The sequence below is a fragment of the Neorhizobium sp. P1_A6 genome (assembly GCF_056406795.1).
In genome coordinates this window covers 371,923-397,911 of sequence record NZ_JBFTZM010000005.1, presented here as the reverse complement: position 1 = coordinate 397,911, position 25,989 = coordinate 371,923, and the positions used below count along the sequence as shown (strand labels likewise).

The following is a 25,989-nucleotide window of genomic DNA, read 5'->3' as shown; positions in this document are numbered from 1 at the left end:
CTTCTCCCCAGCGGGGAGAAGGTGGCCCGAAGGGTCGGATGAGGGGGTGCGCAGCATGCCTGCAGATGACATCACAAAACGGCGCCCTGGAAAAACAACGCAAGCTCGCCGGCTCCGCCAAAATGAAACCGAGGAAGAATACCGGCTCTGGAGCGAGCTGCGAAACCGCCTTCTCAACGGCTACAAGTTCTCGCGCCAGGTTCCGCTGGGACCTTATGTCGTCGATTTTCTCTGCCGCGAAGAACGTTTGATCGTCGAAATCGATGGCTTCCATCACGCGGAGAGCCAATCCGACATAGCACGCACGCGATGGCTCAACGCCAAATGCTATTCCGTCCTGCGCTTCTGGAACCACGAGATCACCCGCGAACGACGCGCCGTGCTGGACACGATACTGGCCGCATTAAATGGTCAAATGACCGAGCGTTGTGACACCGTACGTTTCTATCCGTCAAATCTCACCGAAATTGAAAAGACAGGGGAACAACAATGACCACAGTCATCAAGGGTGGAACCATCGTCACGGCCGACCTGACCTACAAGGCGGACGTGAAGATCGACGGCGGCCGGATCATCGAGATCGGCCCGAACCTTTTCGGCGACACCACGCTCGATGCCGCCGGCTGTTATGTCATGCCGGGCGGCATCGATCCGCATGTGCATTTGGAAATGCCGTTCATGGGCACCTATTCCGCCGACGATTTCGAGAGCGGCACGCGGGCAGCACTTGCCGGCGGCACGACCATGGTGGTCGATTTCTGCCTGCCTGAGCCCGGCCAGTCGCTGCTCGACGCGCTGAAGCGCTGGGACAACAAGGCGACCCGCGCCAATTGCGACTATTCCTTCCACATGTCGGTCACCTGGTGGGGCGAGCAGGTCTTCAACGAGATGAAGGCGGTCGTTGCCCATCACGGCATCAACACCTTCAAGCACTTCATGGCCTACAAGGGCGCGCTGATGGTGAACGACGATGAGATGTTCGCCTCGTTCTCGCGCTGCGCCGAGCTCGGCGCCCTGCCGCTGGTCCATGCCGAAAACGGCGACGTGGTCGCCGCCATGCAGACCAAGCTGATGGACGAGGGCAATAACGGGCCAGAGGCACACGCCTATTCCCGTCCCGCCTCCGTCGAAGGCGAGGCGACCAACCGCGCCATCATCATTGCCGACATGGCAGGCGTGCCCCTCTATGTCGTCCACACATCCTGCGAGCAGGCCCATGAAGCGATCCGCCGCGCCCGCCAGAACGGCATGCGCGTTTATGGCGAGCCGCTGATCCAGCACCTAACGCTGGACGAGAGCGAATATTTCAACAAGGACTGGGACCATTCGGCCCGCCGGGTGATGTCGCCGCCGTTCCGCAGCAAGCAGCATCAGGACAGCCTCTGGGCGGGCCTCGCCTCCGGCTCGCTGCAGGTGGTAGCAACCGACCACTGCGCATTCACGACCGACCAGAAGCGCACCGGTCTCGGCGATTTCAGAAAGATCCCGAATGGCACCGGCGGTCTCGAAGACCGGCTGCCGATGCTGTGGACGCATGGCGTCGCAACCGGCCGCATCACCATGAACGAGTTCGTGGCAGTGACCTCCACCAATATCGCCAAGATCCTCAACGTCTATCCGAGGAAGGGCGCGATCCTGGTCGGAGCCGACGCGGATATCGTCGTTCTCGATCCGAACAAATCGAAGACCATTTCGGCCAAGAGCCAGCAGTCGGCGATCGACTACAACGTCTTCGAAGGCAAGGAAGTGACCGGTCTGCCGCGCTACACGTTGACCCGCGGCGTGGTCGCAATCGAGGACGGGGCGATCAGGACGCAGGAAGGCCACGGTCAGTTCGTCAAGCGCGAGCCTTATCCTGCGGTGAACAAGGCGCTGTCGACCTGGAAGGAGCTGACCTCGCCGCGCAAGGTGGAACGGTCAGGCATTCCGGCCAGTGGAGTTTGAACGGGAAACGATGTCCTTTCCGCAGAGGTTACCCCTTCACCAACCCGTCCAGCTCCGGCAGCAGCACGACGCTTTCCTGTTCGTTCGGGTCGGTGCGGGCGATCACCGCCGAACAGGGCGCGTCGGAAATGTTCGCCGGCAGGTGCGGCACGCCGGCGGGGATATACATCATCTCGCCGGCCGAAAGTTCGGCGCATTCCTCCAGCCGGTCACCATACCAGGTGACGGCGGAGCCGGAGAGCACATAGATGGCGGTCTCATGGGTTTCATGCAGGTGGGCCTTGGCCCGTGCGCCCGGCGGGATGGTGACAAGATGCATGCAAATGCCCTTGGACCCGACCGTTTCCGCCGCGATCCCCTCGAAATAGCTCAGGCCCTGCTTGCCATTGAAGGCCGCAGCGGGTCTGACGACACGGCAGGTGGGCTTTGATGCATTGTCCATTGCCAATTTCCTCTGTCGAACGGGATCTGCCGCCAGCATATCACGACGGTTCGGGAGCGGGAGCCAACGAAAAGAAGATCAGCACATCGCAATGATCGATATCCTGCGCAACGATGGCGTCTATACTGTACGCTTCGCCGACGGACTTGAATGGGGGCCTTTCGAGACATGTCATTGAATAACGTCCGCTTCACCATCGCATCCGCGATGCTTGCCGCAATCTCGGTTGCTGTTCCCGCCGGGGCCGCGACCTTTCTCGACGGCGCCTATGGCAGCAAGGAAGGCTGCACTTACGCCGAGACCGGCGAATCGTCCGGCGCCGACGATTTCCTGCTGCTCAACGACGAAGGCGTGACGACATCCGTTTCTGCCTGCGAATTCAAGGGTGCTCCCAAGAAGACGGCAAACGGTTTTACCATCAAGGCACAATGCGATGCCGAAGGGGAAAAGGGGCCGGAAGACACCGCGACGCTCACCAAATCCGCCAAGGGCTACACCGTCAGTTTCCGCGACGGCACCAAGCTGGGACCGATGCCCAAATGCCGATGAACAATGCTCCATCCTCCGTCGTCTCGGCCAAAAAGCTCGGCCTCACCTTCGAGACCGGTGACGGGCCGGTACACGCGCTGTCGAATGTCGACCTCACGGTGAACAAGGGCGATTTCGTCTCCTTCATCGGCCCGTCAGGCTGCGGCAAGACTACCTTCCTGCGGGTTATCGCCGATCTCGAAAAGGCGACGGCCGGCGAGATCACCGTCAACGGCATGACGCCGGAAGAGGCGCGCAAATCGCGCTCCTACGGTTATGTCTTTCAGGCGCCGGCACTTTATCCTTGGCGGACGATCGAGAAGAATATCGCCCTGCCGCTGGAAATCATGGGCTATTCGGCGGCGGACCGCAAAGCCCGCATCGAGCGCACCCTCGACCTCGTCAATCTTTCCGGCTTCGGCAACAAATACCCCTGGCAGCTTTCCGGCGGAATGCAGCAGCGCGCCTCGATCGCCCGCGCACTCGCCTTCGACGCCGACCTGCTTTTGATGGACGAACCCTTCGGCGCGTTGGACGAGATCGTCCGCGACCACCTGAACGAACAGCTGCTGAAGCTCTGGGCGCGCACCGAAAAGACCATCTGTTTCGTCACCCACTCGATTCCCGAGGCGGTCTACCTCTCGACCCGCATCGTCGTCATGTCGCCGCGTCCGGGCCGTGTGACCGATATCATCGAATCGACCTTGCCCAAGGAACGCCCGCTCGAAATCCGCGAGACGCCGGAGTTCCTGGAGATCGCACATCGGGTGCGCGAGGGATTGAGGGCGGGGCATAGTTATGAGGAGTGAGGGTTTGCGGATGCAGGAGGCCAATCCTCGGTATTGCGGAGGCAAGTCCCCTCCCCACCCCCTCCCCACAAGGGGGAGGGACTTTCCGGGCCGCACCGTCCCGCCACACAACACCTTTGCATCAAGACGTACCGCCGCAAAGAGAATGAGAAGACCGCCGCAGGTTAAGCCCCTCCCCCTTGTGGGGAGGGGTTGGGGCGGGGTCTTCTGCCCAAATGTTCGAGGAGGGATTTGAATGCCTCACTCCAACATCGATTTCAAAACCCGAACACGCGCCAAAACGCTCCGCCGCGAACTTACCAAAGCCGAATCCGCCATGTGGGACATGCTCCGCGACTTTCGCCCCTATGGCGCCCGTTTCCGGCGCGAGACACCGATCGGCCCCTATATCGCCGATTTTGCCTGGCTTGCAGCGCGTATCGTTGTGGAAGTGGATGGGGACAGCCATGAGACCGATCATGGTCGTCGACATGACGTACAGAGAGACGCCTTTCTAGGAGGTCAGGGTTTTACCGTCTTGAGGTTCGACAACGATCAGGTTCTCGACGGCCCGGACTACGTCTTTACGACCATAGAAAAACACGTCACACCTTTTCTGAAGAAGGTGTTCGCATGAAACCCGACTCCCTCAAATCCCGCATCATCCCCGTCCTCGCCATCCTCATCGCCATCGTCGCCCTCTGGTACGTCGCCGCTTATTTCATGAACGCGCCGTTCCAGCGCGATCTCGATCGGCGCGCCAACGTCACCTCCACGGCGATGGAATTCATCGGCAAGACCATGGCGCAGCCGAAGCCTATTCTGCCGGCGCCGCATCAGGTGGTGAGCAACGTCTTCGAGAACACGTTTCTGCGCAGCGTCACGTCGAACCGCAGCCTCGTCTACCATTCCTGGGTGACGCTCTCCTCAACGGTCCTCGGCTTCACCATGGGCACGCTGACCGGCATCCTGATCGCGGTCGGCATCGTGCATCTGAAGGCACTCGACCGTAGCCTGATGCCGTGGATCATCGCCTCACAGACCGTGCCGATCCTGGCTGTCGCGCCGATGGTGATCGTCGTGCTCGGGGCCCTCAACATCACCGGCCTTCTCCCCAAGGCGCTGATCTCGACATATCTCTCCTTCTTCCCCGTCGCGGTCGGCATGGTGAAGGGTCTGCGCTCGCCCGAAATCATTCAGCTCGACCTGATGCGCACCTATTATGCCAGCGGCGCCCAGACCTTCTGGAAACTCAGAGTACCGGCGTCCATTCCCTTCCTGTTCACCTCGATGAAGGTGGCGATCGCCGCGAGCCTGGTTGGCGCGATCGTCGGCGAACTTCCGACCGGTGCCGTCGCCGGCATCGGCTCGAAACTGCTCGCCGGGGCCTATTACAGCCAGACGATCGACATCTGGGCCGCACTGATTGCCGGCTCGGTACTGGCGGCGTTTCTCGTTGCCATCGTCGGGATCATCGCCAAGATCGTCGATCGCTCCATGGGCGGGAGGCCGGCATGACCGCGGTTCTTCGTTCCTGGCAGGGCACCTTTGCCCTGCTCCTCTGTCTCGCCGCCCTCACCTCGCTGCCGCTGATGGCGCGCGACGCCCCTTCGCCGTTCGGCACCGGCAGCTTCACCGTCATCTTCCTGCTCGTCGCCGGTGCGGCGCTCGCCTCGTTCAGCAGGCTTTCTCCGCCTCTCCTTGCAATGACCCTGTTCGTCGCCCCCCATCTCGCCGTCTGGCTGCTGCTCGCGGGCATTGCTGGCAACGAGGGCAAGGCGACGTTTGCCTTCTTCCTGATGGTCGCGGCCTGCTGGCTGATTGCCTGGCGCTGCGTCACGGTCCTGTCCGGCATCCGCGCCAAATCCAAAACCGGAGATACGTTCCTGCGCCTTTTGATCCCCGCGATCTTCGGCGCCTGGATCCTGATCCTCTGGGAGGCGGCGACACGTGGCGCCGGCATTCCCTTCATCATCTTGCCGCCGCCGTCCTCAATCGGCGCAAGGCTCGCAAGCTCGGTGCCGATCCTCTGGGCGGACGTGCAACAGACGATCTTCAAGGCCGTGCTGTTCGGGTATGTCGTCGGCTGCGCCTCCGGCTTCGTCGTCGCCATCCTGGCCGACCGCATCGCCTTCCTGCGCCGCGGGCTGCTACCGATCGGCAACATGGTCTCGGCGCTGCCGATCATCGGCGTCGCGCCGATCATGGTCATGTGGTTCGGTTTCGACTGGCAGTCGAAGGCCGCCGTCGTCATCATCATGACCTTCTTTCCGATGCTGGTGAACACTGTGGCAGGGCTTGGGGCTTCGGGCGCCATGGAGCGCGACCTGATGCGCTCCTACGCATCCGACTACTGGCAGACGCTGATGAAACTGCGCCTGCCGGCCGCCATGCCGTTCATCTTCAATGCGCTGAAGATCAACTCGACGCTCGCGCTGATCGGCGCGATCGTCGCGGAATTCTTCGGCACGCCGATCGTCGGCATGGGGTTCCGGATCTCGACCGAGATCGGCCGCATGAATGTCGATATGGTCTGGGCCGAAATCGCTGTTGCAGCGCTGATCGGTTCGGTTTTTTATGGCGTCGTGGCGCTTGGCGAAAGAGCGACGACGTTCTGGCATCCGTCTAACCGCGGTGGTTAGGCGCTTAAAATCCGGCCCGTTTCGGCGGAACCGGCAACCTCAGAGGGAAGGATAAAAAACATGAGAAAAATTCTCGTTGCGCTGATGGCGGGCGCCATGTCGCTTGCAGCAGCCCAGGCGGCGATGGCCGCCGACAAGGTGACCCTGCAGCTGAAATGGGTCGCTCAAGGCCAGTTTGGCGGCTACTACGTCGCCAAGGACAAGGGTTTCTACAAGGAAGAAGGCCTCGACGTGACGATCAAGCCGGGCGGCCCGGACATCGCCCCCGAACAGGTGATCGCCGGCGGCGGCGCCGACGTCATCGTCGACTGGATGGGCGGAGCGCTGGTCGCCCGTGAAAAGGGCGTGCCGCTCACCAACATCGCCCAGCCCTATCAGAAATCCGGCCTGCAGATGATCTGCCCGAAGGACGGCCCGATCAAGACCGAAGCCGACTTCAAGGGCCACACGCTCGGCGTCTGGTTCTTCGGCAACGAATATCCGTTCTTCGCCTGGATGAACAAGCTCGGCCTGAAGACCGACGGTGGCAAGGACGGTGTCACGGTGCTGAAGCAGAGCTTTGACGTGCAGCCGCTCATCCAGAAGCAGGCGGACTGCATTTCGGTGATGACTTATAACGAGTATTGGCAGGCGATCGATGCCGGCTTCAAGCCGGACCAGCTCGTCGTCTTCAACTTCTCCGCCATGGGCAACGACCTGCTCGAGGACGGCCTCTATGTGATGGATACCAAGCTCAAGGATCCGAAGTTCAAGGAGACCATGGTGAAGTTCGTCCGTGCGTCGATGAAGGGCTGGAAATACGCTATCGCCAATCCTGCCGAAGCAGCCGGGATCGTCATGGACAATGGCGGCCAGGACGAGAACCACCAGAAGCGGATGATGGGCGAAGTGGCAAAGTTGATCGGCACCGGTACCGGCAAGCTCGACACCGCCACCTACGACCGCACGGTCAAGGCGCTGCTCGACCAGAAGATCATCACCAAGAAGCCGGAAGGCGCCTATACGAGCGAGATCACCGACGCGGCATTGAAATAATAATCGCCAGTCGCCCGCTGAGGGAGAACGCGCGGCTATCGGTTGCGCGTTTTCTAAATTTTTCTCACTCAAATCATAACTAAAACTCATTCGTCTCATAACGGCAGCGGATTGATTTGTGCAACGCAAACACGTAGAAGTGGGGCGCTGATGAATCTTTCGCTGCCGGTCTTGTAACTGTTTTATGCGGTTACCACCTTGATCCGGGTTGCTGAGCGCTGAGGGGGCGTAAGGTGGCCGGAGCGGTTCCCAGCGGAATATTTGCCCCTTACCTTCAATTTGAAAGTAGTCGCATGTTTCGCAAGTTCACCCAGTCTGCCGGGAACCCGGCTCTCAAGCTTGCCCTCGGCGCAAGCATCGCCCTTGCCGCAAGCTCTGCACTGAGTCCCAGTTCCGCGTTTGCGCAGGAAGCGGCGGCCAAGCCCGCCCCGGCGCAGACGGAAATCAAGCTGCCTTCCATCGTCGTAACCGAGGCAATCGAGAAGCCGCTGGTTGACCGCGTCATTGCCACCGGCACGGTCAGGCCCGTCGAGGAAGTCTATGTCCAGCCGCTCGTCGACGCCCTGTCGATCAAGACGCTGAATGCCGACGTCGGCGACGAAGTGAAGGCCGACAGCGTGCTTGCGATGCTGAACGACGACGCGCTGCTTCTCCAGAAGAGCCAGCTCCAGGCCAATAAGGCGAAGGCCCAGGCTGCTGTCGCGCAATATCAGGCCCAGGTTATCGAGGCCCAGGCCAACGTCGCCGACACGACGCGCCAGCGCGATCGCCTCCAGAAACTCAGCCAGAGCGGCACCGGCACGGTGTCGCAGCTCGAACAGGCATCCGCCGCCGTCGAGGTCGCTCAGGCGCGGCTGAATGCTGCCAAGCAGGCGGTAGCCGTTGGCGAATCCGACACCAAGGTGGTCGAGGCCCAGATCGAGGATATCAACCTGAAGCTCGCCCGCACGGGCGTGAAGGCACCGGTGGCCGGCGTCATTTCCGCCCGCACCGCCAAGGTCGGAGCAATCGCCAGCGGCACCGGAAATCCGCTCTTCACGATCATCAAGGACGGCGCGATCGAACTCGTCGCCGACTTGTCCGAGACCGATATCCAGAAGATCAAGGCCGGCCAGAAGGCGATCGTCACGGTCGCCGGCGGCAAGGTGAAGATCGAGGGCAAGGTTCGGCTCGTCTCCCCGACGGTCGATGCGGTCACCCGCCTCGGCGCGGTGCATATCGTCATCGACGATGAAACCGGCGCACGCTCGGGCATGTATGGCAGCGCCGAGATCGTCATCACCGAGACCAATGCCTTGGCGCTGCCGCTCTCGGCCGTCACCACCGGGCGGAACGGTTCCACCGCCCGCAAGGTCGAGGACAATGTGGTCAAGCAGGTGAAGATTGAAACCGGCATCCAGGATGGCGGTTTCGTGCAGGTCGTCAGCGGTCTTACGGCCGGTGACATTGTCGTTGCGAAGGCCGGCGCCTTCGTCCGGGACGGCGACAAGATCGCTCCGGTCCCGGCCGAACCCGCCGCTATTGCGAACTGAGGTTGAGCCGCATGAACTTCTCTGCTTGGTCGATCCGCAATCCGATAGCGCCGATGCTCGGTTTTGCCCTGCTGCTTATTGTCGGCATTCAGTCGTTTTACGCGCTGCCGATCACCCGTTTCCCGAACATCGACGTTCCGGTCGTGTCGATCACCGTCACCCAGAGCGGCGCCGCCCCTGCCGAACTGGAAATGCAGGTGACGAAGGAAATCGAGGACGCTGTCGCCTCGATCAGCGGCATCGATGAAATCCAGTCGACGGTGACCGACGGCCAATCGCAGACGGTCGTCGTCTTTCGCATCGAAAAGCCGACGGCCGAAGCCGTGCAGGATACCAAGGACGCGATCGACAAGATCCGCAGCGACCTTCCCGCCGGCATCGAGGAGCCTGTCGTCACCAAGGTCGACGTCGAAGGCCAGGCGATCCAGACATTCGCCGTCTCCTCCCCGAACATGACGCTCGAAGAACTCTCCTGGTTCGTCGACGACACGGTCAAGCGCGCCCTGCAGGGCCAGCCCGGCGTCGGCCGTATCGACCGTTACGGCGGCTCCGACCGTGAAGTCCGGGTGTCGCTGAACCCCGCCAAGCTCGACGCCTATGGCATTACCGCTGCCGATGTCAGCACCCAGATGCGCGGCACCAACGTCGATCTCGGCTCCGGCCGCGGCCAGGTGGCCGGCAACGAACAGACGATCCGCACGCTCGGCGATGCCCGCAGCGTCGCTCAGCTTGCCGACACGACGATCACGCTGCCCAACGGCCAGTTCGTCAAGCTGACCGAGCTCGGCACCATCACCGACACCTACGAAGAGCCGAAATCCTTCTCGCGCTTCAACGGCACGCCATCCGTCACTTTCGCCGTGTTCCGCGCCAAGGGCGCAAGCGAGGTCTCGGTCGCCGAAACCGTCGCGACCAGCCTCGATGGAGTGCGCAAGACCAATCCGAACGTCGCGATCGAAATGGTCGACGACTCCGTCTACTTCACCTACGGCAATTACGAAGCTGCCCTCCATACGCTGGTGGAAGGCTCGGTCCTCGCCGTCATCGTGGTGTTCCTGTTCCTGCGGAACTGGCGCGCGACGCTGATCGCGGCGGTCGCCCTGCCGCTTTCGGCAGTCCCGACCTTCTGGATCATGGATCTCATGGGGTTCTCGCTGAACCTCGTCAGCTTCCTGGCGCTGACGCTTGCGACCGGTATTCTCGTCGACGACGCGATCGTCGAGATCGAGAATATTGCGCGGCATATCAAGATGGGTAAGACGCCCTATCGAGCGGCGCTCGAGGCGGCGGACGAAATCGGTCTCGCCGTCATCGCCACCAGCTTCACGATCATTGCGGTGTTCGTGCCTGTATCGTTCATGCCGGGCGTCCCGGGCCAATACTTTATCCAGTTCGGCCTGACCGTCGCTTTCTCAGTGTTCTTCTCGCTTGCTGTGGCGCGACTGATCACGCCGCTGATGGCTGCCTATCTGATGAGCCCCGAAGACGGGATGGAAGACCATCACGACAACGACGGCTGGATCATGAAGGCCTATACGCGCCTCGTCACAGGCACGACCCGCCGCTGGTACTGGCGATATACGACGATGCTGGCCGCGATCGGCTTCCTGATCGGCTCGGTCATGCTGCTCTCCCAGGTTCCCGGCAGCTTCCTGCCGCCGGACGACTCTTCGCGCGTCGTATTGTCGGTGGAACTCCCGCCGAACGCGACGCTCGACGAAACGGCCACCAGCACTGACGTCGTCTATGATGCGATACGCCACATCGACGGGGTCGAGAGTGTCTTCATCCTCGGCGGTGCTTCGCCGAAGGGAGACCTCGAACTGCGACGCGCAACCGTGCGCGTCATCCTGCAGAACATCGACCATTCGCTGGTAAAGACCCTGGTCAACAAGGGCTTGGGATCGATCCCCCTCGTCCGCGACTTTGTTCCGAAGATCAAGGAAAACGGCCGCACGCGTCCGCAATGGGATGTCGAAAAGGATATCTTTGCAGCCGTCCGATCCATTCCGGATGTGCGGATCTCCAAGGTCAACGACCGCGCGGAGCGTGACCTTTCGTTCAACTTCCTCTCCACCAGCGAAACCGACCTGACCGAAGCTGTCAGCATGCTGGAATCGAAGCTGCGGGCCTCGCCGGTCCTCGCCAACGTTTCTTCGGAAGGCGCCCTGCCCCGTCCGGAACTGCAGATCCGGCCGCGCATGGCGGAGGCCTCGCGCCTCGGCATCACGCCGCAGCAGATCGCCCAGACCGTCCGCGTCGCGACGATCGGCGATGTCGATGCCAACCTTGCCAAGATCTCGCTCGACGACCGGCAGATCCCGATCCGCGTCCAGGCCTCGCTCGACGTCCGCCGCGATCTCGCCTCGATCCGCGCCTTGAAGATCAAGACCGCGGCCGGTGCCAGCGTGCCGCTCTACAGCGTCGCCGACATCGACTATTCGGAAGGCCCGAGCTCGATCAAGCGCAACGACCGCAACCGCGTGGTCGCAATCGGCTCCGACGTGCCCTTCGGCACGGCGCTCGATACCGCATCTGCCGAGTTCAAGCGCATCGTCGCCGAGACCGAATTGCCAAAGACCGTTCGTTTGGCCGAAAGCGGCGACGCCAAGGTGCAGGCAGAAATGCAGCAGAGCTTCGGTAATGCCATGCTGATGGGCCTGATGCTGGTGCTCGTGGTGCTGATCCTGCTCTTCAAGGACGTCATCCAGCCCTTCACCATCCTGTTCTCGCTGCCGCTTGCAATCGGCGGCGTGGCGGTGGCGCTGATCATCACCCAGAACGCGCTGTCGATGCCGGTCCTGATCGGAATCCTGATGCTCATGGGTATCGTCACCAAGAACGCCATTCTTCTGGTGGACTTCGCGATCGAGATGAAGCGTCAGGGCCTCGAACGGGTTCATGCCATGGTGGAAGCCGGCCGCAAGCGCGCCCGTCCGATCATCATGACCTCGATTGCCATGTCGGCAGGCATGCTGCCCTCGGCGCTCGGCGTCGGCGAAGGCGGCTCCTTCCGCGCACCGATGGCAATCGCCGTGATGGGGGGCATCATCGTCTCGACGGTGCTCTCGCTTCTCGTCGTGCCGTCCTTCTTCCTGATCATGGACGACCTGTCGCGCCTGCTCGGCAAGATCTTCGGCCGCATGGTCGGCAAGAAGGAACAGGAGGACTTCGGTCTTTCCAACGAGGAACTCAGCCAGGAGGCACGCAAATACGCTCAGTCGATCGCGGCCCTGGAAGAACGCCTCAACCAGATGGAACGGYAGACGAGCGCCAACGACGATCGTTCTCCCGGCGCCCAAGCCAGCAGCAAGGTGCTACGCCTGCCGCCTCTGGCTGCGGAATAAGTATCATCTCCAGACTATATTTCGGCGACGCCGGGCCTGTTGGCCCGGCGTTTTTCGTTGGAAATAACCGGCTCGCGGAGATTGCAGAAAAATTGCACGGATTTGATCGATGTCAAAATCAGATTTCACGAACCTGTTATTTTAGCAGTATCGGGAATGCGCGGCGGTTCGGGTTATGGAAGAGACGACGGATATGATGAACAGCAATTTGAAGCTCAACAACAGGGACCGGGCCGTCCTCATGAAGACGCCTTTCCTGACCAGCCTGAGCGGCAATTCGCTCGTCCGGATGATGTCGGCCATGAGCGTCGTCAGCCTGACGAACCGCAAATCGATCTTCCGCGAAGGCGAGAACGCGGACGCTTTTTTCTGCGTTCTCAGCGGCTATGTGCGACTTTACCAGCTCAATCGGGACGGCCGCGAGGCGGATATCCGGATCTGCAGCCCGGGCGACACGTTCGCTGAATGTCTTCTTTATGGCGGTACGAAATACCGCTACCACGCCCAGACGGCCGAAGCCACGACGCTTGCCCGTTTCGACATGCAGGCGGTACGGGATCTGGCCGAACAGGAGCGGGATATCGCCAAGGCGGTGATCACCTCGCTGTCGAAACACCTCATCACCACGATGGACTGCGTCGCCAACGACAGGTTGCATACGGCACCGCAGCGGGTGGCCGACTATATACTGAAAAGATGCCCTGTGGATGGCGGCCCGGCCTCCATCCGCCTGCCTTTCCAGAAGAACCTGCTCGCGGGCATGTTGGGATTGGCTCCCGAGGCGCTCTCCCGCGCATTCTCCACTCTCCGGCGGACCGGAGTGACGGTGCGCGGGCGAGTGATCCAGGTCGTCGACGTGCAGGCCCTGCGCGAAATCTGAAGTTCAAGCGAAGCGAGACCGGGCGGGCGGGTCCGGGCTCTCTTTGGATGCATGTTGCGACACGGGCGGCGGGACCGTGACATGCAGATAAGGCCGGTGGCTTCGAGGGGCCACCGGCCTCAATCTTTTCAAAGCCCGCCCTGCTCCTTCAGGAAACGGACCACATGGTCCACGCCGACGCCGCGCTTCAGATCGGTGAACAGATGCGGCTTGGCCTCGCGCATGCGGTACGCGTCGCGGTCCATCACGTCGAGATCGACGTCGACATAGGGAGCCAGATCCTTCTTGTTGATGATCAGCAGGTCGGAGCGGGTAATCCCCGGACCGCCCTTGCGCGGGATTTCCTCGCCCTGGCAGGTGGAGATCACATAGATGGTGATGTCGGCAAGATCGGGCGAAAAGGTCGCCGCGAGATTGTCGCCGCCCGATTCGATGAACACCACGTCGAGATCCGGGAAACGCTCGTTCAAACCCGCGATCGCCTGCAGATTGATCGTCGCGTCCTCGCGGATGGCGGTATGCGGGCAGCCGCCGGTCTCGACGCCGACGATGCGGTCCGAGGACAGCGCTTGGCAGCGCACCAGCGCTTCGGCATCCTCCTTGGTATAGATATCGTTGGTGACGACCGCGACGGAATAATCCTCCCGCATCGCCTTGCAGAGCTTTTCGGTCAGTGCCGTCTTGCCGGAGCCGACAGGCCCGCCGATACCGACGCGCAAAGGTCCGTTCGCCGATTTCATGTGTCGTCCTTTCATTCTTCCAGACTTCAGCTTAGGCCCGCTTTCAGGAGCGGAAAAGCCGCGAATGTTGCGTTTCATGCCGAAGCGAAGCTATTTCCGCCTGCACTGCCGCGCCGCCCAGATCATCGAGAGTGGCAAGGCTCGCCTTCTCCGCAATCTGGCTGATCAGGTTCTCGATGTCCGCAAGCACGGCCACCCCTTCCACCTGTCCGGAAACCCCAAGCCTGATACCGGCAGACACCGATTGCGAGACGGCGGCATGCAGATAGGCGGCAAGCGCCTGGGCTGCCGGCACGCCATGCCCTGCCGCAATCGCACCGACTGCGACGGGGAACGGCACGGCTGGCGGCAGGCGGTCGAGAACCGGATGCGGCCATGCGGATGCCGCCGCAGCGAATGCCTTGCCGAGCGACAATGTCTCCGCGTGGCGCTCTGCGGAGCCGGCAAGCGCCAGCCCCAGTTCGGCTATCTCCTTCAACGCAGCCCCGTCCTCATACCGCCGCCACGCTTCGCCGAACAGCACGGCGTCGTTCCACAAGGCGCCGTGCCGCAGCAGGCTCGTCAGCCAGGCGATCAAACCTGCCGCATCCTTGACGAGGCCATCGTGCACTGCCCGTTCGAGCCCGCCCGAATAGGCAAAACCGCCGATCGGAAAAGCCGGCGAAAGCCAGGCCATCAGCCTCAGAAGCACCTTGGTATCGAGATTGGTCACGAAGGCTCAATGTCCATGATGGTCGTGGCCGTGGGAACCATGCGAATGGTAGGCTCCACGGGCCGGCTGGAACCCTTCCTCGACCTCGGTGACCGTGGCGCCCAACCCTTCCAGCATGGCGCGGATCACATGGTCGCGCAGGATGAGGATACGGCCCTCCTCGATCTGCGCCGGCAGATGCCGGTTGCCGAGATGCCAGGCGAGTTCGATCAGGTGCAGCGTGTCGCGCCCCTTGATCTCGAAGAGTTTTTCCGGGGCCGCATGTACCTCGATCGTATCGCCGTTCTCAAGCACCAGCCGATCGCCGTGATGGAAAAGCACAGCCTCCTTGAGGTCAAGCATCACCATCTCGCCATTGGAGAGATGCAGCAGCTTGCGGCGCAGATGCCGCAGGTCATGTGGCAGCGTAACGATGTCGATCGGCGGATCGGTGACCACGCCGGCGGGGTGATAGGAGTGGACGTGCTGCATGGAATACTCCGAGGTCAATTGAAAAGCTTGAGTGAGAGGGTAAGCGTCTGCGGCAGCGGATTCCAGAGGCCGGTTCGTATTCCGGCTGTGCGAAGTGCGGCGGCGGTCCAGGTATTGCAGCCAACAAATGCGTTGAAATAGCCGTTTGCCTCGAAGAACCGGTCATTATCGCCATAGCCCGCCTCCGGCACCACAGCCACCTCGCCTGCCTGACGGATGAAACTCGTCTGGATGAACGCCAAAAGCCGCTGGAATTCCGCCGCCTCCAGGTCGAGCGGCATCACCGCCGGATGGCTTTCGTCGATCCCGCCGGCAACGTCCACATGCATGACCGAACTGTCGATCGTCAGTGCGCGCAACACCGGAAGCGGCTTCAACTCTGCCCAGGTCGGCGTTTCAAGATAGAAGGCCCGCCCACCCCAACCGAGCACCAGCCATTCCGCACCGGGGTCGGCAACCGGGATTCCGGACCGCTCCAGAAAAGCGAAGGCGGTGCGGGTGTCCTCAGCCAGCGGAATGGCAATGTCCGTGTGGATCGGGTTGGACAGAACCAAGATGCGCCTTTGCGCCGCCGGTTCCGCCGCTCGGCTCGGCGCAAACAACGGTCGCGGGATGAACGTCCCGACGGCCACCGCGACAACCACGAACAGAACCGCAGCGAGGAGCCAGCGCAAAAACGTCTTCATTCAGGGGCTCCGAGGTGCCAGCGCCTCAGAACAGGAAATAGCGCTGCGCCATCGGCAGCACCGTCGCGGGCTCGCAGGTCAGCAGCTCGCCGTCGGCGCGCACCTCGTAGGTCTCCGAGTTGACCTCCACATGCGGCGTCAGCGAATTGTGGATCATCGAGGCCTTGGAGATGCCGCCGCGGGTGTTCTTGACTGCCACCAGCCTCTTGGCGACCCCGAGGCGCTGGGCAAGACCGCCATCCAGCGAAGCCTGGCTGACGAAGGTGACGGAGGAATTGGTGCGCAGCTTGCCGTAGGCCGCAAACATCGGCCGGTAATGCATCGGCTGCGGCGTAGGGATCGAGGCGTTCGGATCGCCCATCGGTGCGGCCGCAATCGAGCCGCCGAGCAGCACCATTTCCGGCTTCACGCCGAAGAAGGCCGGGCTCCAGAGCACGAGATCCGCTCGCTTGCCGACTTCGACCGAACCGATCTCATGGGAAACGCCCTGGGCGATTGCCGGATTGATCGTGTATTTGGCGATGTAGCGCTTGACGCGGAAATTGTCGTTATTGCCGGTTTCTTCCTTCAGGCTGCCGCGCTGGCGCTTCATCTTGTCGGCGGTCTGCCAGGTGCGGATCGCCACTTCCCCGACACGACCCATGGCCTGGCTGTCGGAGGAGATGATCGAGAAGGCGCCGAGATCGTGGAGTATGTCTTCGGCAGCGATGGTTTCCTTGCGGATGCGGCTTTCGGCAAAGGCGATGTCTTCCGGGATCGACGGCGACAGGTGATGGCAGACCATCAGCATGTCGAGWTGTTCGGCAAGCGTATTGATCGTGTAGGGCCGGGTCGGGTTGGTCGACGACGGGATGACGTTCGGGTTGCCGCAGATCTTGATGATGTCGGGCGCGTGGCCGCCGCCGGCACCTTCCGTATGGAAGGCGTGGATGGTGCGGCCCTTGATGGCCGCGACCGTATCCTCCACGAAACCGCTTTCGTTCAGCGTATCGGTGTGGATCATCACCTGCACGTCGAACGCGTCGGCGACCGTCAGGCAGTTGTCGATCGCCGCCGGCGTCGTGCCCCAGTCCTCGTGAAGCTTCAGCGACGAGGCACCGGCGAGGATCATTTCCTCCAGTGGTGCGGGAAGCGACGCATTGCCCTTGCCGGCGAGCGCGAGGTTCATCGGGAAGGCGTCGAAGCTCTCGATCATCCGCTCGATATGCCAGGCGCCGGTGCAGGTGGTGGCAAGCGTGCCATGTGCCGGGCCTGAGCCGCCGCCGAGCATGGTCGTGACGCCGCTCATCAGCGCCTCCTCGATCTGCTGCGGGCAGATGAAATGGATATGCGCATCCATGCCGCCGGCCGTCAGGATCCTGCCCTCGCCGGCGATCGCCTCGGTGGACGGGCCGACGATGATCGTCACGCCCGGCTGGGTATCCGGGTTGCCGGCTTTGCCGATCGCGTGGATGCGGCCGTTCTTCAAACCGACGTCGGCCTTGTAGATGCCCGAATGATCGACGATCAACGCATTGGTAATGACCGTATCGACCGCCCCTTCGGCACGCGTCGCCTGGCTCTGTCCCATACCGTCGCGAATGACCTTGCCGCCGCCGAACTTCACCTCTTCGCCATAGACGGTGAAATCCTTCTCCACCTCGATGAACAATTCGGTATCGGCAAGCCGCACCCTGTCGCCCGTGGTCGGACCGAACATGCTGGCATAGGAGGCGCGGGACATCTTGTGGGGCATGGACGGTCTACCTTGTAAGCTCGGTAAAATGGGAGGATTTCGATGCGGCTTTGTCGAACGTCATTGTGGTGCGGCAACCGTTGCGGCTGTTGATTTCTCCAATCAAATGATCGGAGAAGTCGCCGGGAAACTCGGAATAGGCTTGAAGCGCAGCGCTCAATATGTCTCGGTCCTTCACGACCGCATTTTCCAAATTCAGCAGACCCCAGATGATCTCGGCGATCTGGGTCTTTGGTAGGCGGGCGCGCTGTTTCAGGACCCAGGCAATTTCGACGACAACAATCTCGTTGATGAAGAATGCTTCCTCGCTCTTATCGAAGAGCGCAGACAGCGCCTCACTCTGCGCCAATGCCGGCTCCCCGATCAGCTGATCGCGCACGAGCCAACGAAGGAGGACATTCGTGTCGATCCCGATCATAGGTCGTTGCCGCCTTCAGGAATCCGGCCACGTGCTTCGGCAACCCATTCATCCAGTTCGCCCGCGGTAATCGGCCTATCCAGCTTTACGATCCCTTTCAGGTCCGCGAATGTCCAACGTTTCGGCCGGATCTCCAGATGGCCGTCCTGACTCGGTACGATATCCACTTGGTCTCCGGCCTTGACGCCAAGCAAAGCGAGCGCTTCGGCAGATAGGGTTATCTGGTTTTCAGGGCTGATCTTGACTGTTTCGGTCATGTCGCTCTCCTTCCCGCTCCCGTAACTACCACAAACACGCTCAACGTTCAGTTCCCCATCGCCTCGGTCAGCTCTTTGAGTTCCGTAATGCGCTTGCGTGTCAGGTCCGCCTGGCATCCGGAAATCAGCATCGGCTCCATCGAGCCGCCATGGGCCTGGAAGCCGGAGGAGATGCATTGCGCGTCGCGATAGGCGACCCAGGCCCGTTGCGCCTTGACGAGCGCATCCTCGGCGCCTTTGAGATCCGCGGAACTATCCGCATCCCATTTTTTCATCGCCTTGCGGGTCGTCTGGTACTGGGCATTAAGCGCCTTGTCGGCGGCTTCGTAGTCGCGCTGCGAGCAGATGTTCATCTCCAGCTGCGTCTGCGGGTTCTTGCAATTTGCCTTCGGCTCCTGCCCCGCCGCCGGCAGGGCAAGAAGCGGCATGAACGCGGCGGAAAACGCCAATGCGGGCTTCACAGCGCACCCATGATCTTCTGCTGGAAACCATAGACTTCGCGCTTGCCCGAAAGCGGGATCAGCGTCACTTCCCGCATCTGGCCGGGTTCGAAACGGACGGCCGTACCGGCCGGGATATCGAGCCGCATGCCGCGCGCCTTGTCCCGGTCGAAGGAGAGCCCGTTATTGGTCTCGAAGAAATGGTAGTGGCTGCCCACCTGCACCGGTCGGTCGCCGGTGTTGGCGACCTTTATGGTCACCGTCGGAAGACCTGCGTTGAGCTCGATTTCGCCTTCTGCGGCAATCACTTCACCGGGAATCATGGCATTCTCCTTCAAGCCGCCTTGGGCGCGCAGCCCTCGGCCTTCAGTACGCGTTTGGTGGAGGCCGGATGGCGGGCGAGCGCGGCCGCCGGACGCACGGGCCGGCACACCAGTTCGCCGGCGCAATTGGGGCAGATGCCCTTCAGCACGTCGGAGGCGCAGGTGGCGCAGAACGTGCACTCGAAAGTGCAGATCATCGCCTCCCGGCTTTCCGGTACAAGGTCCTTGTCGCAGCACTCGCAATTCGGGCGCAGTTCCAGCATTGCAGGCCTCCTCAGCGGATCGGTTCGTGGACGGTGACAAGTTTGGTGCCGTCCGGAAAAGTCGCCTCCACCTGCACGTCGTGGATCATCTCGGCAATGCCGTCCATCACTTGGTCGCGGGTGACGACATGAGCTCCGGCCTCCATCAGGTCGGAGACCGCGCGGCCGTCGCGCGCACCTTCCACCACGTAATCGGTAATCAGGGCGATCGCTTCCGGATAGTTGAGCTTGACCCCGCGATCCAACCGGCGTCGGGCGACGATCGCCGCCATGGAAATCAGCAGTTTGTCTTTTTCTCGTGGGCTCAGGTTCATGGGAATCCCGCTGTAAGATCAGATGTTCCAGACTTTCGGCACTGGCGCGCCGTTACGCAATACGGAAATTGCCGGTGTCAGGATTTTTCTCAAGTCGAAGCCGGTCGGGGCCACCAGCCGGGCGATCAGCTTGCCGTTCCAGTGACTGGCTCCGCCGGTCCAAAGGCTGGCGCCGCGGGGCGTGCCGTCGACAATTTGGCGGAGTTTCGGGAAGAGCATTTCGGCCAGCGGGCCGGTATAAAACAGCGTCGCGAAGGCGACCTGGCCGGAGAGCACCGCGGCAGCCTGCGAAAGCTGCTCGATCTCGCCCTCGAACTTCATCTCTTCCGCATGGATCAGCTGGCCGGAGCGGCGCACCCGCCAGCGGTCGCGGAAGAAACCATTCGCGACCGCTTCGCCCATCGCCTTGCGGCCGAGCAGGACCGCCTCGACAGCCAGAAATTCGGACCTTTCGGAAAGATCGACGTCAAGCCGGCGGGTCAGCGAGGACTGGTCGAAAAGGATGGTTTCCTGGGGAAGCCAGTGGACCGATGCGTCCTCGCCGACGGTGACATGGGTGGAGACGGAGGCCGTGCCGGACGAGGCCTTATAGATCTTCTCGTTCGCCTGGGTGGTGACCGACAGTCTTGTGGAAGCGGCAGCGGCGACGGACCATTCGATCACGTCGCCGCCCGTCAGTCCCCCCGACGTATTGATTAAAATCGCCTCCATTTCAGGCGAAAATGTTTCCGGAAGGCGAATTTTTGCGCAGCCTTCCTGGTAGAATTCGGCGAGCCGTGTCCGCCCGCCGAAAGCCTTGGTTACAAGGCGTCCTGCACCCCTTGCCCGCTGCGGCGCATATCGATCGGCTGGTTGCTGTTGCACGTCGTCCCCTGAAGATCGGCTTCGGTTCCGCAACCCGATGCAACGCCCGTGCCAGACTTGRCCGTCGAACCGATCTTGGCCGGCGTTGCAGTGGCGATCACGTCGGTGCTGTCGGCCTTGCCGAAGAACTCCCACATCCGCGAAGCCGGATCAACATTGGCGTCGAACGCCGGTTTGGCAACGGTCACCGCAGCCACCTTGGTGACGCTCGCTGCCCCGTCCTTGGCGGCGGCGATCACGGCTTCCGTAGCGGCAACCGGCTTCGGCCAGTCATGCGTACCGTTGGCGAAGACGTAGGATGCGACGCGTGCACCGTTCTTGCAGGTGCCGTAGAGACTGAAGGTCACACCGTCGACGGTCTTTACATCGCCGTTGCCCTTGCAGCCGTCGAGTTCCGTCCAGCGTTGGATCGCGGTCTTGAAGCCGTATTGCCAATAGGCGCTGCCGCCGCCAGCGTAAGGATTTGCCGCATCCTTGACGCCGGCAAAGGCCATGATCGAGATGGGCCTGGCCGGATTGCAGCCCTGCATATCCGGGCCCCATTTCCCGTCGGCCTCGACCGGACGTCCGGCGCGCAGCGAATGCACGAAGCCGGCGGCTGCGAAATCGTCATGACCCGAGCAGAGATAAGCCGACAACATGCGGCCGCCACCCGAATAACCCGAGGCATAGATGCGGGCCGGATCGACACAGAATTGCTGCTTGGCGGTCGCTATAGCCTGCCGGATATAGGCGATCTCGTCGAGGCCGCCCTGCTGCACGGTGACGAAAGGCACGTTCCAGGCATAGGTCCCCGCGGAGCTTCCGGGCAGGCTCCCCTGCAGCGCCAAAACGATGAAGCCGTTTTTCTCGGCAACCTTGTCCCAGGAGCTTCTGTTCAGCTGCCCTTGAGGGTTGCTGTGGCTGCCATGGAGATCGAAAACCAGCGGAACCTTGTCCTTGCCGGTATAGGACGAGGGAATGAAATAGACTGCCGAACGGGCAACACCGTCGGTTTCGATGGTGATTGGGTGGCGACCCGCTTCCATCGGCTGGCCGCAGCCTGCGGCAAGGGCGCTGCCGGTCATCGACCCCAGGAAAGTCGTGGCGCCCAAAAAAACCGCTCCTACCGTAACCATGCGTGTAAGAGCGGAACGAGAGAAGAAACCGGCAACGCGTGCAAAGACCATCAGCGCCTCATCATGGGGTGCGGGGGTTGTCAACAATTATGCGGAATGCCCTGAAAACGCAGTGTTGTTAACATATATTAGCGGCCTTTGAAACGCACGAAGTGCTGCGAAACGATACAAACATTCACCAGTAAAAATACTAGTCTCAGACGGTCAGATGCCGCCTTGCTTCTGCCGTATCCAGAGTCTCTGCCGCCCCTTCGTGCACAATCTCGCCACGATCCATGATGTAGACCTGGTCGGCAAGCTCCCGGCAGAAGTCCAGATACTGTTCCACAAGCAGAATGGCCATGCCGGTTGAATCCCGCAGGTAGCGGATCGCCCTGCCGATATCCTTAATGATAGACGGCTGGATGCCTTCGGTCGGCTCGTCGAGGACGAGGATCTTCGGACGGGTGACCATGGCACGGCCGATTGCAAGCTGCTGCTGCTGACCGCCGGAGAGATCGCCGCCGCGCCGGCCGAGCATCGATTTCAGCACCGGAAACAGCGAAAATATCTCGTCGGGAATGAACTTGTCCTTGCGGGCGAGCGGCGCGTAACCGCTTTCGAGATTTTCCTGAACTGTCAGGAGCGGAAAGATTTCCCGGCCCTGCGGCACGTAGCCGATGCCGTGCTTGGCGCGGTTATAGGGCGCAAGACCGTTCAGGACCTCTCCTTGGAAGCTGATCGTGCCGGCGCTGACCGGATGCTGGCCGGTGACGGCGCGGAGAAGAGAACTCTTCCCCACGCCGTTCCGCCCCAGCACGCAAGTGATCTTGCCCATATCCGCGTGAATGGAGACACCGCGCAGCGCCTGCGCGGCGCCGTAATGAAGATTGACGTTATTGACTGTCAGCATCTTAGCGCCCCAGATAATTCTCGATCACCTTCGGATCGCTCGAGACGAAATCGATCGAGCCTTCAGCAAGGACCGAACCTTCCGCAAGGCAGGTTACCTTGACGCCGAGTTCGCGGATGAAACCCATGTCGTGCTCGACGACGACCACCGACCTGGTCTTGGCGATTTCCTTGAGCAGCACCGCCGTCTCCGCCGTTTCCGCGTCCGTCATGCCGGCGACGGGTTCGTCGACCAGCAGAAGTTTCGGCTCCTGGGCGAGCAGCATGCCGATTTCCAGCCACTGTTTCTGGCCGTGGCTGAGATTGGCGGCATACTCGTTCTTGCGATGCGTCATGCGGATCGTCTCGAGGATCTCCTCGATGCGGGCCTTGTCCTCTGGCGACAGCGTGTAGAACAAGGTAGCGAACACGCCGCGCGACCGGTTAAGCGCCAGTTCCAGGTTGTCCCAGACGGTGTGGCTTTCGAACACGGTGGGCTTCTGGAATTTGCGGCCGATGCCGAGCTGGGCGATATCAGCCTCGTCCTTTTTGGTGAGGTCGATCGTATCCTCGAACAGGACCGTGCCGGTATCGGGCCGTGTCTTGCCGGTGATGATGTCCATCATCGTCGTCTTGCCGGCGCCGTTCGGGCCGATGATCGCCCTGAGTTCCCCGGGCTCGACGACGAAGGACAGCGAGTTGAGCGCCTTGAAGCCGTCGAAGGAAACCGAGACGTTTTCGAGATAGAGCAGGCTTTTCTGACGTGTTTCGGAAATCATGTTCATGGTTGCGTGCCCCTATTCCGCTGCCTGGGCCTGGGCCACCGCCGCGGCGTCGCCCCTGCCCTTTTCCGCATCCGCCGCAGCCTTCAGCGCCTTGCGGGCTTTGAAGCCGTGCTGGATGGTTCCGACGATGCCCTTCGGCAGGAAGAGCGTCACGGCGATGAACAGGCCGCCCAGCGCAAACAGCCAGATTTCCGGAAAGGCGCCGGTGAAGAAGCTCTTGCCGCCGTTGACGAGGATGGCGCCGATGATCGGGCCGATCAACGTGCCGCGGCCGCCGACCGCCGTCCAGACGACCACTTCGATCGAGTTGGCGGGCGCGAATTCGCCCGGATTGATGATGCCGACCTGCGGCACGAACAGCGCGCCGGCAATCCCCGCCATCATGGCGGAAACGACGAAGGTGAAGAGCTTGATGTTCTCGACCCGGAAGCCGAGGAAGCGCACCCGGCTTTCCGCATCACGCACCCCGACCAGCACCTTGCCGAATTTCGAGCGGACGATGGCCGAGGCAAGGATGAGGCAGAGCGACAGCATCAGCGCCGACATGAAGAACAGAACGGCACGCGTGCCGTCCGCCTGGACGGAGAAGCCGAGAATGTCCTTGAAGTCGGTGAGGCCGTTATTGCCGCCGAAACCCATGTCGTTGCGGAAGAAGGCGAGCAGCAGAGCATAGGTCATCGCCTGGGTGATGATCGACAGGTAGACGCCGTTGACGCGGGAGCGGAAGGCGAACCAGCCGAAGATGAAGGCGAGCAGGCCGGGCACGACGATCACCATCGCCATGGCAAAGATGAACCAGTCGAAGCCGTGCCAGAACCACGGCAGTTCCTTGTAGTTCAGGAACACCATGAAGTCCGGCAGGATCGGGTTGCCGTAGACGCCGCGCGGGCCGATCTGGCGCATCAGGTACATGCCCATCGCATAACCGCCGAGCGCGAAGAAGGCGCCATGGCCAAGCGAGAGGATGCCGCAATAACCCCAGACGAGATCGAGCGCCAGCGCCAGCAGCGCATAGCAGAGATATTTGCCGAACAGCGACATGGCATAGGTCGGGATGTGCAGGGCACTGTCTGGCGGGGTCAAAAGGTTGAGTGCCGGCACCAGGATGCCGATGCCGAGAAGGATGCCGACGGCAGCGACGATGCGGCCCTCGAGGGCGCGGAAGACAAAGCCGGAAATCATGCTTCCACCGCCCTTCCCTTGAGCGCGAAGAGACCGCGCGGACGTTTCTGGATGAACAGGATGATCAGCACCAGAACCAGGATCTTGCCGAGCACGGCGCCGACCGATGGTTCGAGGAACTTGTTGAGCACCCCGAGCGACAGCGCGCCGACCAGCGTGCCCCACAGATTGCCGACGCCGCCGAACACCACGACCATGAAACTGTCGATGATGTAGCTCTGGCCGAGATTCGGCGAGACGTTGTCGATCTGGGAGAGTGCGACACCGGCAATGCCGGCGATGCCGGAGCCGAGGGCGAAGGTGAAAGCGTCGACCCAGGGCGTCTTGATGCCCATTGACGACGCCATGCGGCGGTTCTGGGTGACGGCGCGCATGTTGAGGCCGAAGGAGGATTTTTTCATCACCACCAGCAGCGCCACGAAGATCGACAGCGAGAAGGCGATGATCCACATGCGGTTCCAGGTGATCGTCATGCCGCCGACCGGGAACGAACCGGACATCCACGACGGATTGCCGACTTCCTGGTTGGTGGGGCCGAAGATCGAGCGGATCGTCTGCTGCAGGATCAGCGAGACGCCCCAGGTGGCCAGCAGCGTTTCGAGCGGCCGGCCGTAGAGGAAGCGGATGACGCCGCGTTCGACGACCAGGCCGACGGCGCCGGTGACGAGGAAGGCAACCGGAAGCGCGATCGCCAGCGACCAGTCGAACAGGCCGGGCGCATGGTCGCGGATGACCTGCTGCACCACGAAGGTGGAATAGGCGCCGAGCATGACCATTTCGCCATGCGCCATGTTGATGATGCCCATGACGCCGAATGTGATCGCAAGCCCGATCGCCGCCAGAAGCAGGACCGAGCCGAGAGAGACGCCATACCAGACGTTCTGGCCGATATCCCAGAGCCTCTGGCCGCTTTCGATACTGGCGATGGCCGCATCGACATCGCCCTTGAGGCTCGGATCGAGCCCCGCGGAAGCGCCCATCAGGATGCCGATCGCGTTGCGGCCGCCATAGTTCTTGATCGTCTGGATCGCGGTGCGCTTTTCATCGATGGAGCGATCGGAGGAGAGCAGCGACACGGCGCGCGCCTCTACCATGCGGGCCTTGACCTCGCCGTCTGTCTCCTTGGAGATCGCGGTTTCGAGGAGTTCGAGGTTTTCGGCGCTCGGCGAGCGAAGCACCGCATCGGCCGCCTGCAGCCGGACCTCGCGATCCGGGCTCATCAGCGTCAGGCCGCCCATGGCCGAGCGGATGACACGGCGAAGGCTGTTGTTGATCTTGATCTTCGTGACGGCGTTCTTGGCGGCCTGGCCGGCAGAGGCGCCGGTGACCGGATCAGTCAGTTCGTAGCTGGAGCCGACCGCCTTGCCGATGAACACCAGGCCGTCCGACTTGCGGAAATAGAGATCGCCCTCGGAAAAGGCATTCAGCGCCGGCACGAGCCGCGCATCGCCTGTGGCGGCGAGTTGGCCGATCAGTTTTTCAGCTTCGCCGAAATCCGCCTTGGAGAGCGCGTCGATCAGCGGCTTGGGATCGGTCTGCTGCGCGAACGACGGCGCGGCGAGAGAAAAGATCAGGCAGAGCAGAAGACCAAGGCTCTGCAGAACGCGGAAAGCAACTTTGCTCGTCATTGGAACCCCCTTGCGAGATCGCGGGCGACTGAACGCCGCCCGCGA

General features: G+C 61.8%; 29 protein-coding genes. 11 read left to right on the top strand and 18 right to left on the bottom strand.

The features are described 5' to 3' along the window. Positions 1–493: endonuclease domain-containing protein (locus AC1D3C_RS13660; protein ID WP_477483247.1), on the top strand; the 493-nt coding region annotated here is incomplete at its 5' end. Beyond that, on the top strand, positions 490–1,944 hold the full coding sequence (gene hydA, locus AC1D3C_RS13655) for a dihydropyrimidinase (protein ID WP_477483246.1): 1,455 nt from the start codon (positions 490–492) through the stop codon (positions 1,942–1,944). The genes AC1D3C_RS13660 and hydA, both read left to right, overlap by 4 nt. A gap of 28 nt (positions 1,945–1,972) precedes the next feature. On the opposite strand, the gene AC1D3C_RS13650 is transcribed toward hydA, so the two are convergent. Further along, positions 1,973–2,386: a cupin domain-containing protein gene (locus AC1D3C_RS13650; RefSeq protein ID WP_477483245.1), complete on the bottom strand. Its 414-nt coding sequence runs from the start codon at positions 2,384–2,386 to the stop codon at positions 1,973–1,975. Positions 2,387–2,554: 168 nt separating this feature from the next. Between AC1D3C_RS13650 and AC1D3C_RS13645 the strand changes: the two genes are divergently transcribed. The 9 genes from AC1D3C_RS13645 to AC1D3C_RS13605 all read left to right on the top strand — a co-directional run bounded on the left by AC1D3C_RS13645 (position 2,555) and on the right by AC1D3C_RS13605 (position 13,138). Continuing rightward, positions 2,555–2,935, top strand: a complete 381-nt coding sequence (locus tag AC1D3C_RS13645; protein WP_477483244.1) for a hypothetical protein — start codon at positions 2,555–2,557, stop codon at positions 2,933–2,935. Continuing rightward, the gene (locus AC1D3C_RS13640; protein ID WP_477483257.1) at positions 2,932–3,723 is read left to right on the top strand and encodes an ABC transporter ATP-binding protein; all 792 of its coding nucleotides are present in this window, start codon (positions 2,932–2,934) and stop codon (positions 3,721–3,723) included. Before AC1D3C_RS13645 ends, AC1D3C_RS13640 begins: the two co-directional genes overlap by 4 nt. Positions 3,724–3,958: 235 nt before the next feature. Further along, positions 3,959–4,339, top strand: coding sequence for an endonuclease domain-containing protein (locus tag AC1D3C_RS13635; protein WP_477483243.1), 381 nt, complete (start codon positions 3,959–3,961; stop codon positions 4,337–4,339). Then, the gene (locus AC1D3C_RS13630) at positions 4,336–5,220 is read left to right on the top strand and encodes an ABC transporter permease (protein ID WP_477483242.1); all 885 of its coding nucleotides are present in this window, start codon (positions 4,336–4,338) and stop codon (positions 5,218–5,220) included. Before AC1D3C_RS13635 ends, AC1D3C_RS13630 begins: the two co-directional genes overlap by 4 nt. Then, positions 5,217–6,344, top strand: coding sequence for an ABC transporter permease (locus AC1D3C_RS13625; protein ID WP_247034838.1), 1,128 nt, complete (start codon positions 5,217–5,219; stop codon positions 6,342–6,344). Before AC1D3C_RS13630 ends, AC1D3C_RS13625 begins: the two co-directional genes overlap by 4 nt. 60 nt (positions 6,345–6,404) lie before the next feature. After that, positions 6,405–7,379, top strand: a complete 975-nt coding sequence (locus AC1D3C_RS13620) for an ABC transporter substrate-binding protein (RefSeq protein WP_038544547.1) — start codon at positions 6,405–6,407, stop codon at positions 7,377–7,379. A gap of 293 nt (positions 7,380–7,672) precedes the next feature. Beyond that, entirely contained in the window at positions 7,673–8,911 is a 1,239-nt protein-coding gene (locus tag AC1D3C_RS13615) for an efflux RND transporter periplasmic adaptor subunit (protein ID WP_247034836.1), read from the top strand. Between the two features lie 11 nt (positions 8,912–8,922). Continuing rightward, entirely contained in the window at positions 8,923–12,258 is a 3,336-nt protein-coding gene (locus AC1D3C_RS13610; RefSeq protein ID WP_477483241.1) for an efflux RND transporter permease subunit, read from the top strand. A gap of 196 nt (positions 12,259–12,454) precedes the next feature. Continuing rightward, complete coding sequence (locus AC1D3C_RS13605) at positions 12,455–13,138, top strand: Crp/Fnr family transcriptional regulator (protein ID WP_038549526.1); 684 nt, start codon at positions 12,455–12,457, stop codon at positions 13,136–13,138. A 128-nt stretch (positions 13,139–13,266) separates the two neighbouring features. Here the strand turns inward: AC1D3C_RS13605 and ureG are convergent, their stop codons facing one another. The 17 genes from ureG to urtB all read right to left on the bottom strand — a co-directional run bounded on the left by ureG (position 13,267) and on the right by urtB (position 25,944). Continuing rightward, the gene (gene ureG / locus AC1D3C_RS13600; RefSeq protein WP_038544550.1) at positions 13,267–13,878 is read right to left on the bottom strand and encodes an urease accessory protein UreG; all 612 of its coding nucleotides are present in this window, start codon (positions 13,876–13,878) and stop codon (positions 13,267–13,269) included. Between the two features lie 43 nt (positions 13,879–13,921). Next, on the bottom strand, positions 13,922–14,554 hold the full coding sequence (locus AC1D3C_RS13595) for an urease accessory protein UreF (RefSeq protein WP_477483256.1): 633 nt from the start codon (positions 14,552–14,554) through the stop codon (positions 13,922–13,924). Positions 14,555–14,596: 42 nt separating this feature from the next. Further along, positions 14,597–15,061, bottom strand: coding sequence for an urease accessory protein UreE (gene ureE / locus AC1D3C_RS13590; RefSeq protein WP_477483240.1), 465 nt, complete (start codon positions 15,059–15,061; stop codon positions 14,597–14,599). 14 nt (positions 15,062–15,075) lie between these two features. Then, entirely contained in the window at positions 15,076–15,747 is a 672-nt protein-coding gene (locus tag AC1D3C_RS13585) for a TIGR02117 family protein (RefSeq protein ID WP_477483239.1), read from the bottom strand. A gap of 25 nt (positions 15,748–15,772) precedes the next feature. Further along, positions 15,773–17,482, bottom strand: a complete 1,710-nt coding sequence (gene ureC / locus AC1D3C_RS13580) for an urease subunit alpha (protein WP_477483238.1) — start codon at positions 17,480–17,482, stop codon at positions 15,773–15,775. A gap of 7 nt (positions 17,483–17,489) precedes the next feature. Beyond that, a complete protein-coding gene (locus AC1D3C_RS13575; RefSeq protein WP_038544561.1) occupies positions 17,490–17,900 on the bottom strand; it encodes a PIN domain-containing protein in 411 nt (136 codons plus the stop codon). Next, positions 17,897–18,157 (bottom strand): AbrB/MazE/SpoVT family DNA-binding domain-containing protein, encoded by a 261-nt coding sequence (locus tag AC1D3C_RS13570; RefSeq protein WP_007773816.1) that lies wholly within the window; start codon positions 18,155–18,157, stop codon positions 17,897–17,899. The genes AC1D3C_RS13575 and AC1D3C_RS13570 overlap by 4 nt, the downstream gene beginning before the upstream one ends. 47 nt (positions 18,158–18,204) lie before the next feature. Next, positions 18,205–18,585 carry a lysozyme inhibitor LprI family protein gene (locus tag AC1D3C_RS13565; RefSeq protein ID WP_436111714.1) on the bottom strand — a complete coding sequence of 127 codons (381 nt, stop codon included), beginning with the start codon at positions 18,583–18,585 and terminating at the stop codon, positions 18,205–18,207. Between the two features lie 29 nt (positions 18,586–18,614). Continuing rightward, positions 18,615–18,920 (bottom strand): urease subunit beta, encoded by a 306-nt coding sequence (locus AC1D3C_RS13560; RefSeq protein ID WP_038544563.1) that lies wholly within the window; start codon positions 18,918–18,920, stop codon positions 18,615–18,617. 11 nt (positions 18,921–18,931) lie between these two features. Further along, entirely contained in the window at positions 18,932–19,183 is a 252-nt protein-coding gene (locus AC1D3C_RS13555; protein WP_477483237.1) for a DUF1272 domain-containing protein, read from the bottom strand. A gap of 11 nt (positions 19,184–19,194) precedes the next feature. Further along, on the bottom strand, positions 19,195–19,497 hold the full coding sequence (locus AC1D3C_RS13550) for an urease subunit gamma (RefSeq protein WP_038544567.1): 303 nt from the start codon (positions 19,495–19,497) through the stop codon (positions 19,195–19,197). A gap of 18 nt (positions 19,498–19,515) precedes the next feature. Next, a complete protein-coding gene (locus AC1D3C_RS13545; protein ID WP_477483236.1) occupies positions 19,516–20,361 on the bottom strand; it encodes an urease accessory protein UreD in 846 nt (281 codons plus the stop codon). Further along, positions 20,298–21,455, bottom strand: coding sequence for a CE1 family esterase (locus AC1D3C_RS13540; protein WP_477483235.1), 1,158 nt, complete (start codon positions 21,453–21,455; stop codon positions 20,298–20,300). The genes AC1D3C_RS13545 and AC1D3C_RS13540 overlap by 64 nt, the downstream gene beginning before the upstream one ends. A 220-nt stretch (positions 21,456–21,675) precedes the next feature. Next, positions 21,676–22,371, bottom strand: coding sequence for an urea ABC transporter ATP-binding subunit UrtE (urtE, locus tag AC1D3C_RS13535; protein WP_007762131.1), 696 nt, complete (start codon positions 22,369–22,371; stop codon positions 21,676–21,678). A gap of 1 nt (position 22,372) precedes the next feature. Beyond that, positions 22,373–23,134, bottom strand: a complete 762-nt coding sequence (gene urtD, locus AC1D3C_RS13530; protein WP_477483234.1) for an urea ABC transporter ATP-binding protein UrtD — start codon at positions 23,132–23,134, stop codon at positions 22,373–22,375. 12 nt (positions 23,135–23,146) lie between these two features. Then, positions 23,147–24,316 carry an urea ABC transporter permease subunit UrtC gene (gene urtC / locus AC1D3C_RS13525; protein WP_477483233.1) on the bottom strand — a complete coding sequence of 390 codons (1,170 nt, stop codon included), beginning with the start codon at positions 24,314–24,316 and terminating at the stop codon, positions 23,147–23,149. Then, positions 24,313–25,944 carry an urea ABC transporter permease subunit UrtB gene (gene urtB / locus AC1D3C_RS13520; RefSeq protein WP_247137778.1) on the bottom strand — a complete coding sequence of 544 codons (1,632 nt, stop codon included), beginning with the start codon at positions 25,942–25,944 and terminating at the stop codon, positions 24,313–24,315. The genes urtC and urtB overlap by 4 nt, the downstream gene beginning before the upstream one ends. Between the last annotated feature and the right edge of the window lie 45 nt (positions 25,945–25,989).

What these genes read in the sequence shown, in the direction of transcription:
- AC1D3C_RS13650 (WP_477483245.1), bottom strand. Translation starts at nt 2,386, where the DNA reads ATGGACAATGCATCAAAGCCCACCTGCCGTGTCGTCAGACCCGCTGCG.
- ureE (WP_477483240.1), bottom strand. Translation starts at nt 15,061, where the DNA reads ATGCAGCACGTCCACTCCTATCACCCCGCCGGCGTGGTCACCGATCCG.
- AC1D3C_RS13570 (WP_007773816.1), bottom strand. Translation starts at nt 18,157, where the DNA reads ATGACCGAAACAGTCAAGATCAGCCCTGAAAACCAGATAACCCTATCT.
- AC1D3C_RS13575 (WP_038544561.1), bottom strand. Translation starts at nt 17,900, where the DNA reads ATGATCGGGATCGACACGAATGTCCTCCTTCGTTGGCTCGTGCGCGAT.
- AC1D3C_RS13595 (WP_477483256.1), bottom strand. Translation starts at nt 14,554, where the DNA reads ATGGCCTGGCTTTCGCCGGCTTTTCCGATCGGCGGTTTTGCCTATTCG.
- AC1D3C_RS13645 (WP_477483244.1), top strand. Translation starts at nt 2,555, where the DNA reads ATGTCATTGAATAACGTCCGCTTCACCATCGCATCCGCGATGCTTGCC.
- urtE (WP_007762131.1), bottom strand. Translation starts at nt 22,371, where the DNA reads ATGCTGACAGTCAATAACGTCAATCTTCATTACGGCGCCGCGCAGGCG.
- hydA (WP_477483246.1), top strand. Translation starts at nt 490, where the DNA reads ATGACCACAGTCATCAAGGGTGGAACCATCGTCACGGCCGACCTGACC.
- AC1D3C_RS13585 (WP_477483239.1), bottom strand. Translation starts at nt 15,747, where the DNA reads ATGAAGACGTTTTTGCGCTGGCTCCTCGCTGCGGTTCTGTTCGTGGTT.
- AC1D3C_RS13640 (WP_477483257.1), top strand. Translation starts at nt 2,932, where the DNA reads ATGAACAATGCTCCATCCTCCGTCGTCTCGGCCAAAAAGCTCGGCCTC.
- AC1D3C_RS13555 (WP_477483237.1), bottom strand. Translation starts at nt 19,183, where the DNA reads ATGCTGGAACTGCGCCCGAATTGCGAGTGCTGCGACAAGGACCTTGTA.
- AC1D3C_RS13630 (WP_477483242.1), top strand. Translation starts at nt 4,336, where the DNA reads ATGAAACCCGACTCCCTCAAATCCCGCATCATCCCCGTCCTCGCCATC.
- AC1D3C_RS13615 (WP_247034836.1), top strand. Translation starts at nt 7,673, where the DNA reads ATGTTTCGCAAGTTCACCCAGTCTGCCGGGAACCCGGCTCTCAAGCTT.
- AC1D3C_RS13560 (WP_038544563.1), bottom strand. Translation starts at nt 18,920, where the DNA reads ATGATTCCCGGTGAAGTGATTGCCGCAGAAGGCGAAATCGAGCTCAAC.
- urtC (WP_477483233.1), bottom strand. Translation starts at nt 24,316, where the DNA reads ATGATTTCCGGCTTTGTCTTCCGCGCCCTCGAGGGCCGCATCGTCGCT.
- urtD (WP_477483234.1), bottom strand. Translation starts at nt 23,134, where the DNA reads ATGAACATGATTTCCGAAACACGTCAGAAAAGCCTGCTCTATCTCGAA.
- AC1D3C_RS13565 (WP_436111714.1), bottom strand. Translation starts at nt 18,585, where the DNA reads ATGCCGCTTCTTGCCCTGCCGGCGGCGGGGCAGGAGCCGAAGGCAAAT.
- AC1D3C_RS13605 (WP_038549526.1), top strand. Translation starts at nt 12,455, where the DNA reads ATGAACAGCAATTTGAAGCTCAACAACAGGGACCGGGCCGTCCTCATG.
- AC1D3C_RS13620 (WP_038544547.1), top strand. Translation starts at nt 6,405, where the DNA reads ATGAGAAAAATTCTCGTTGCGCTGATGGCGGGCGCCATGTCGCTTGCA.
- AC1D3C_RS13550 (WP_038544567.1), bottom strand. Translation starts at nt 19,497, where the DNA reads ATGAACCTGAGCCCACGAGAAAAAGACAAACTGCTGATTTCCATGGCG.
- urtB (WP_247137778.1), bottom strand. Translation starts at nt 25,944, where the DNA reads ATGACGAGCAAAGTTGCTTTCCGCGTTCTGCAGAGCCTTGGTCTTCTG.
- AC1D3C_RS13625 (WP_247034838.1), top strand. Translation starts at nt 5,217, where the DNA reads ATGACCGCGGTTCTTCGTTCCTGGCAGGGCACCTTTGCCCTGCTCCTC.
- AC1D3C_RS13635 (WP_477483243.1), top strand. Translation starts at nt 3,959, where the DNA reads ATGCCTCACTCCAACATCGATTTCAAAACCCGAACACGCGCCAAAACG.
- ureG (WP_038544550.1), bottom strand. Translation starts at nt 13,878, where the DNA reads ATGAAATCGGCGAACGGACCTTTGCGCGTCGGTATCGGCGGGCCTGTC.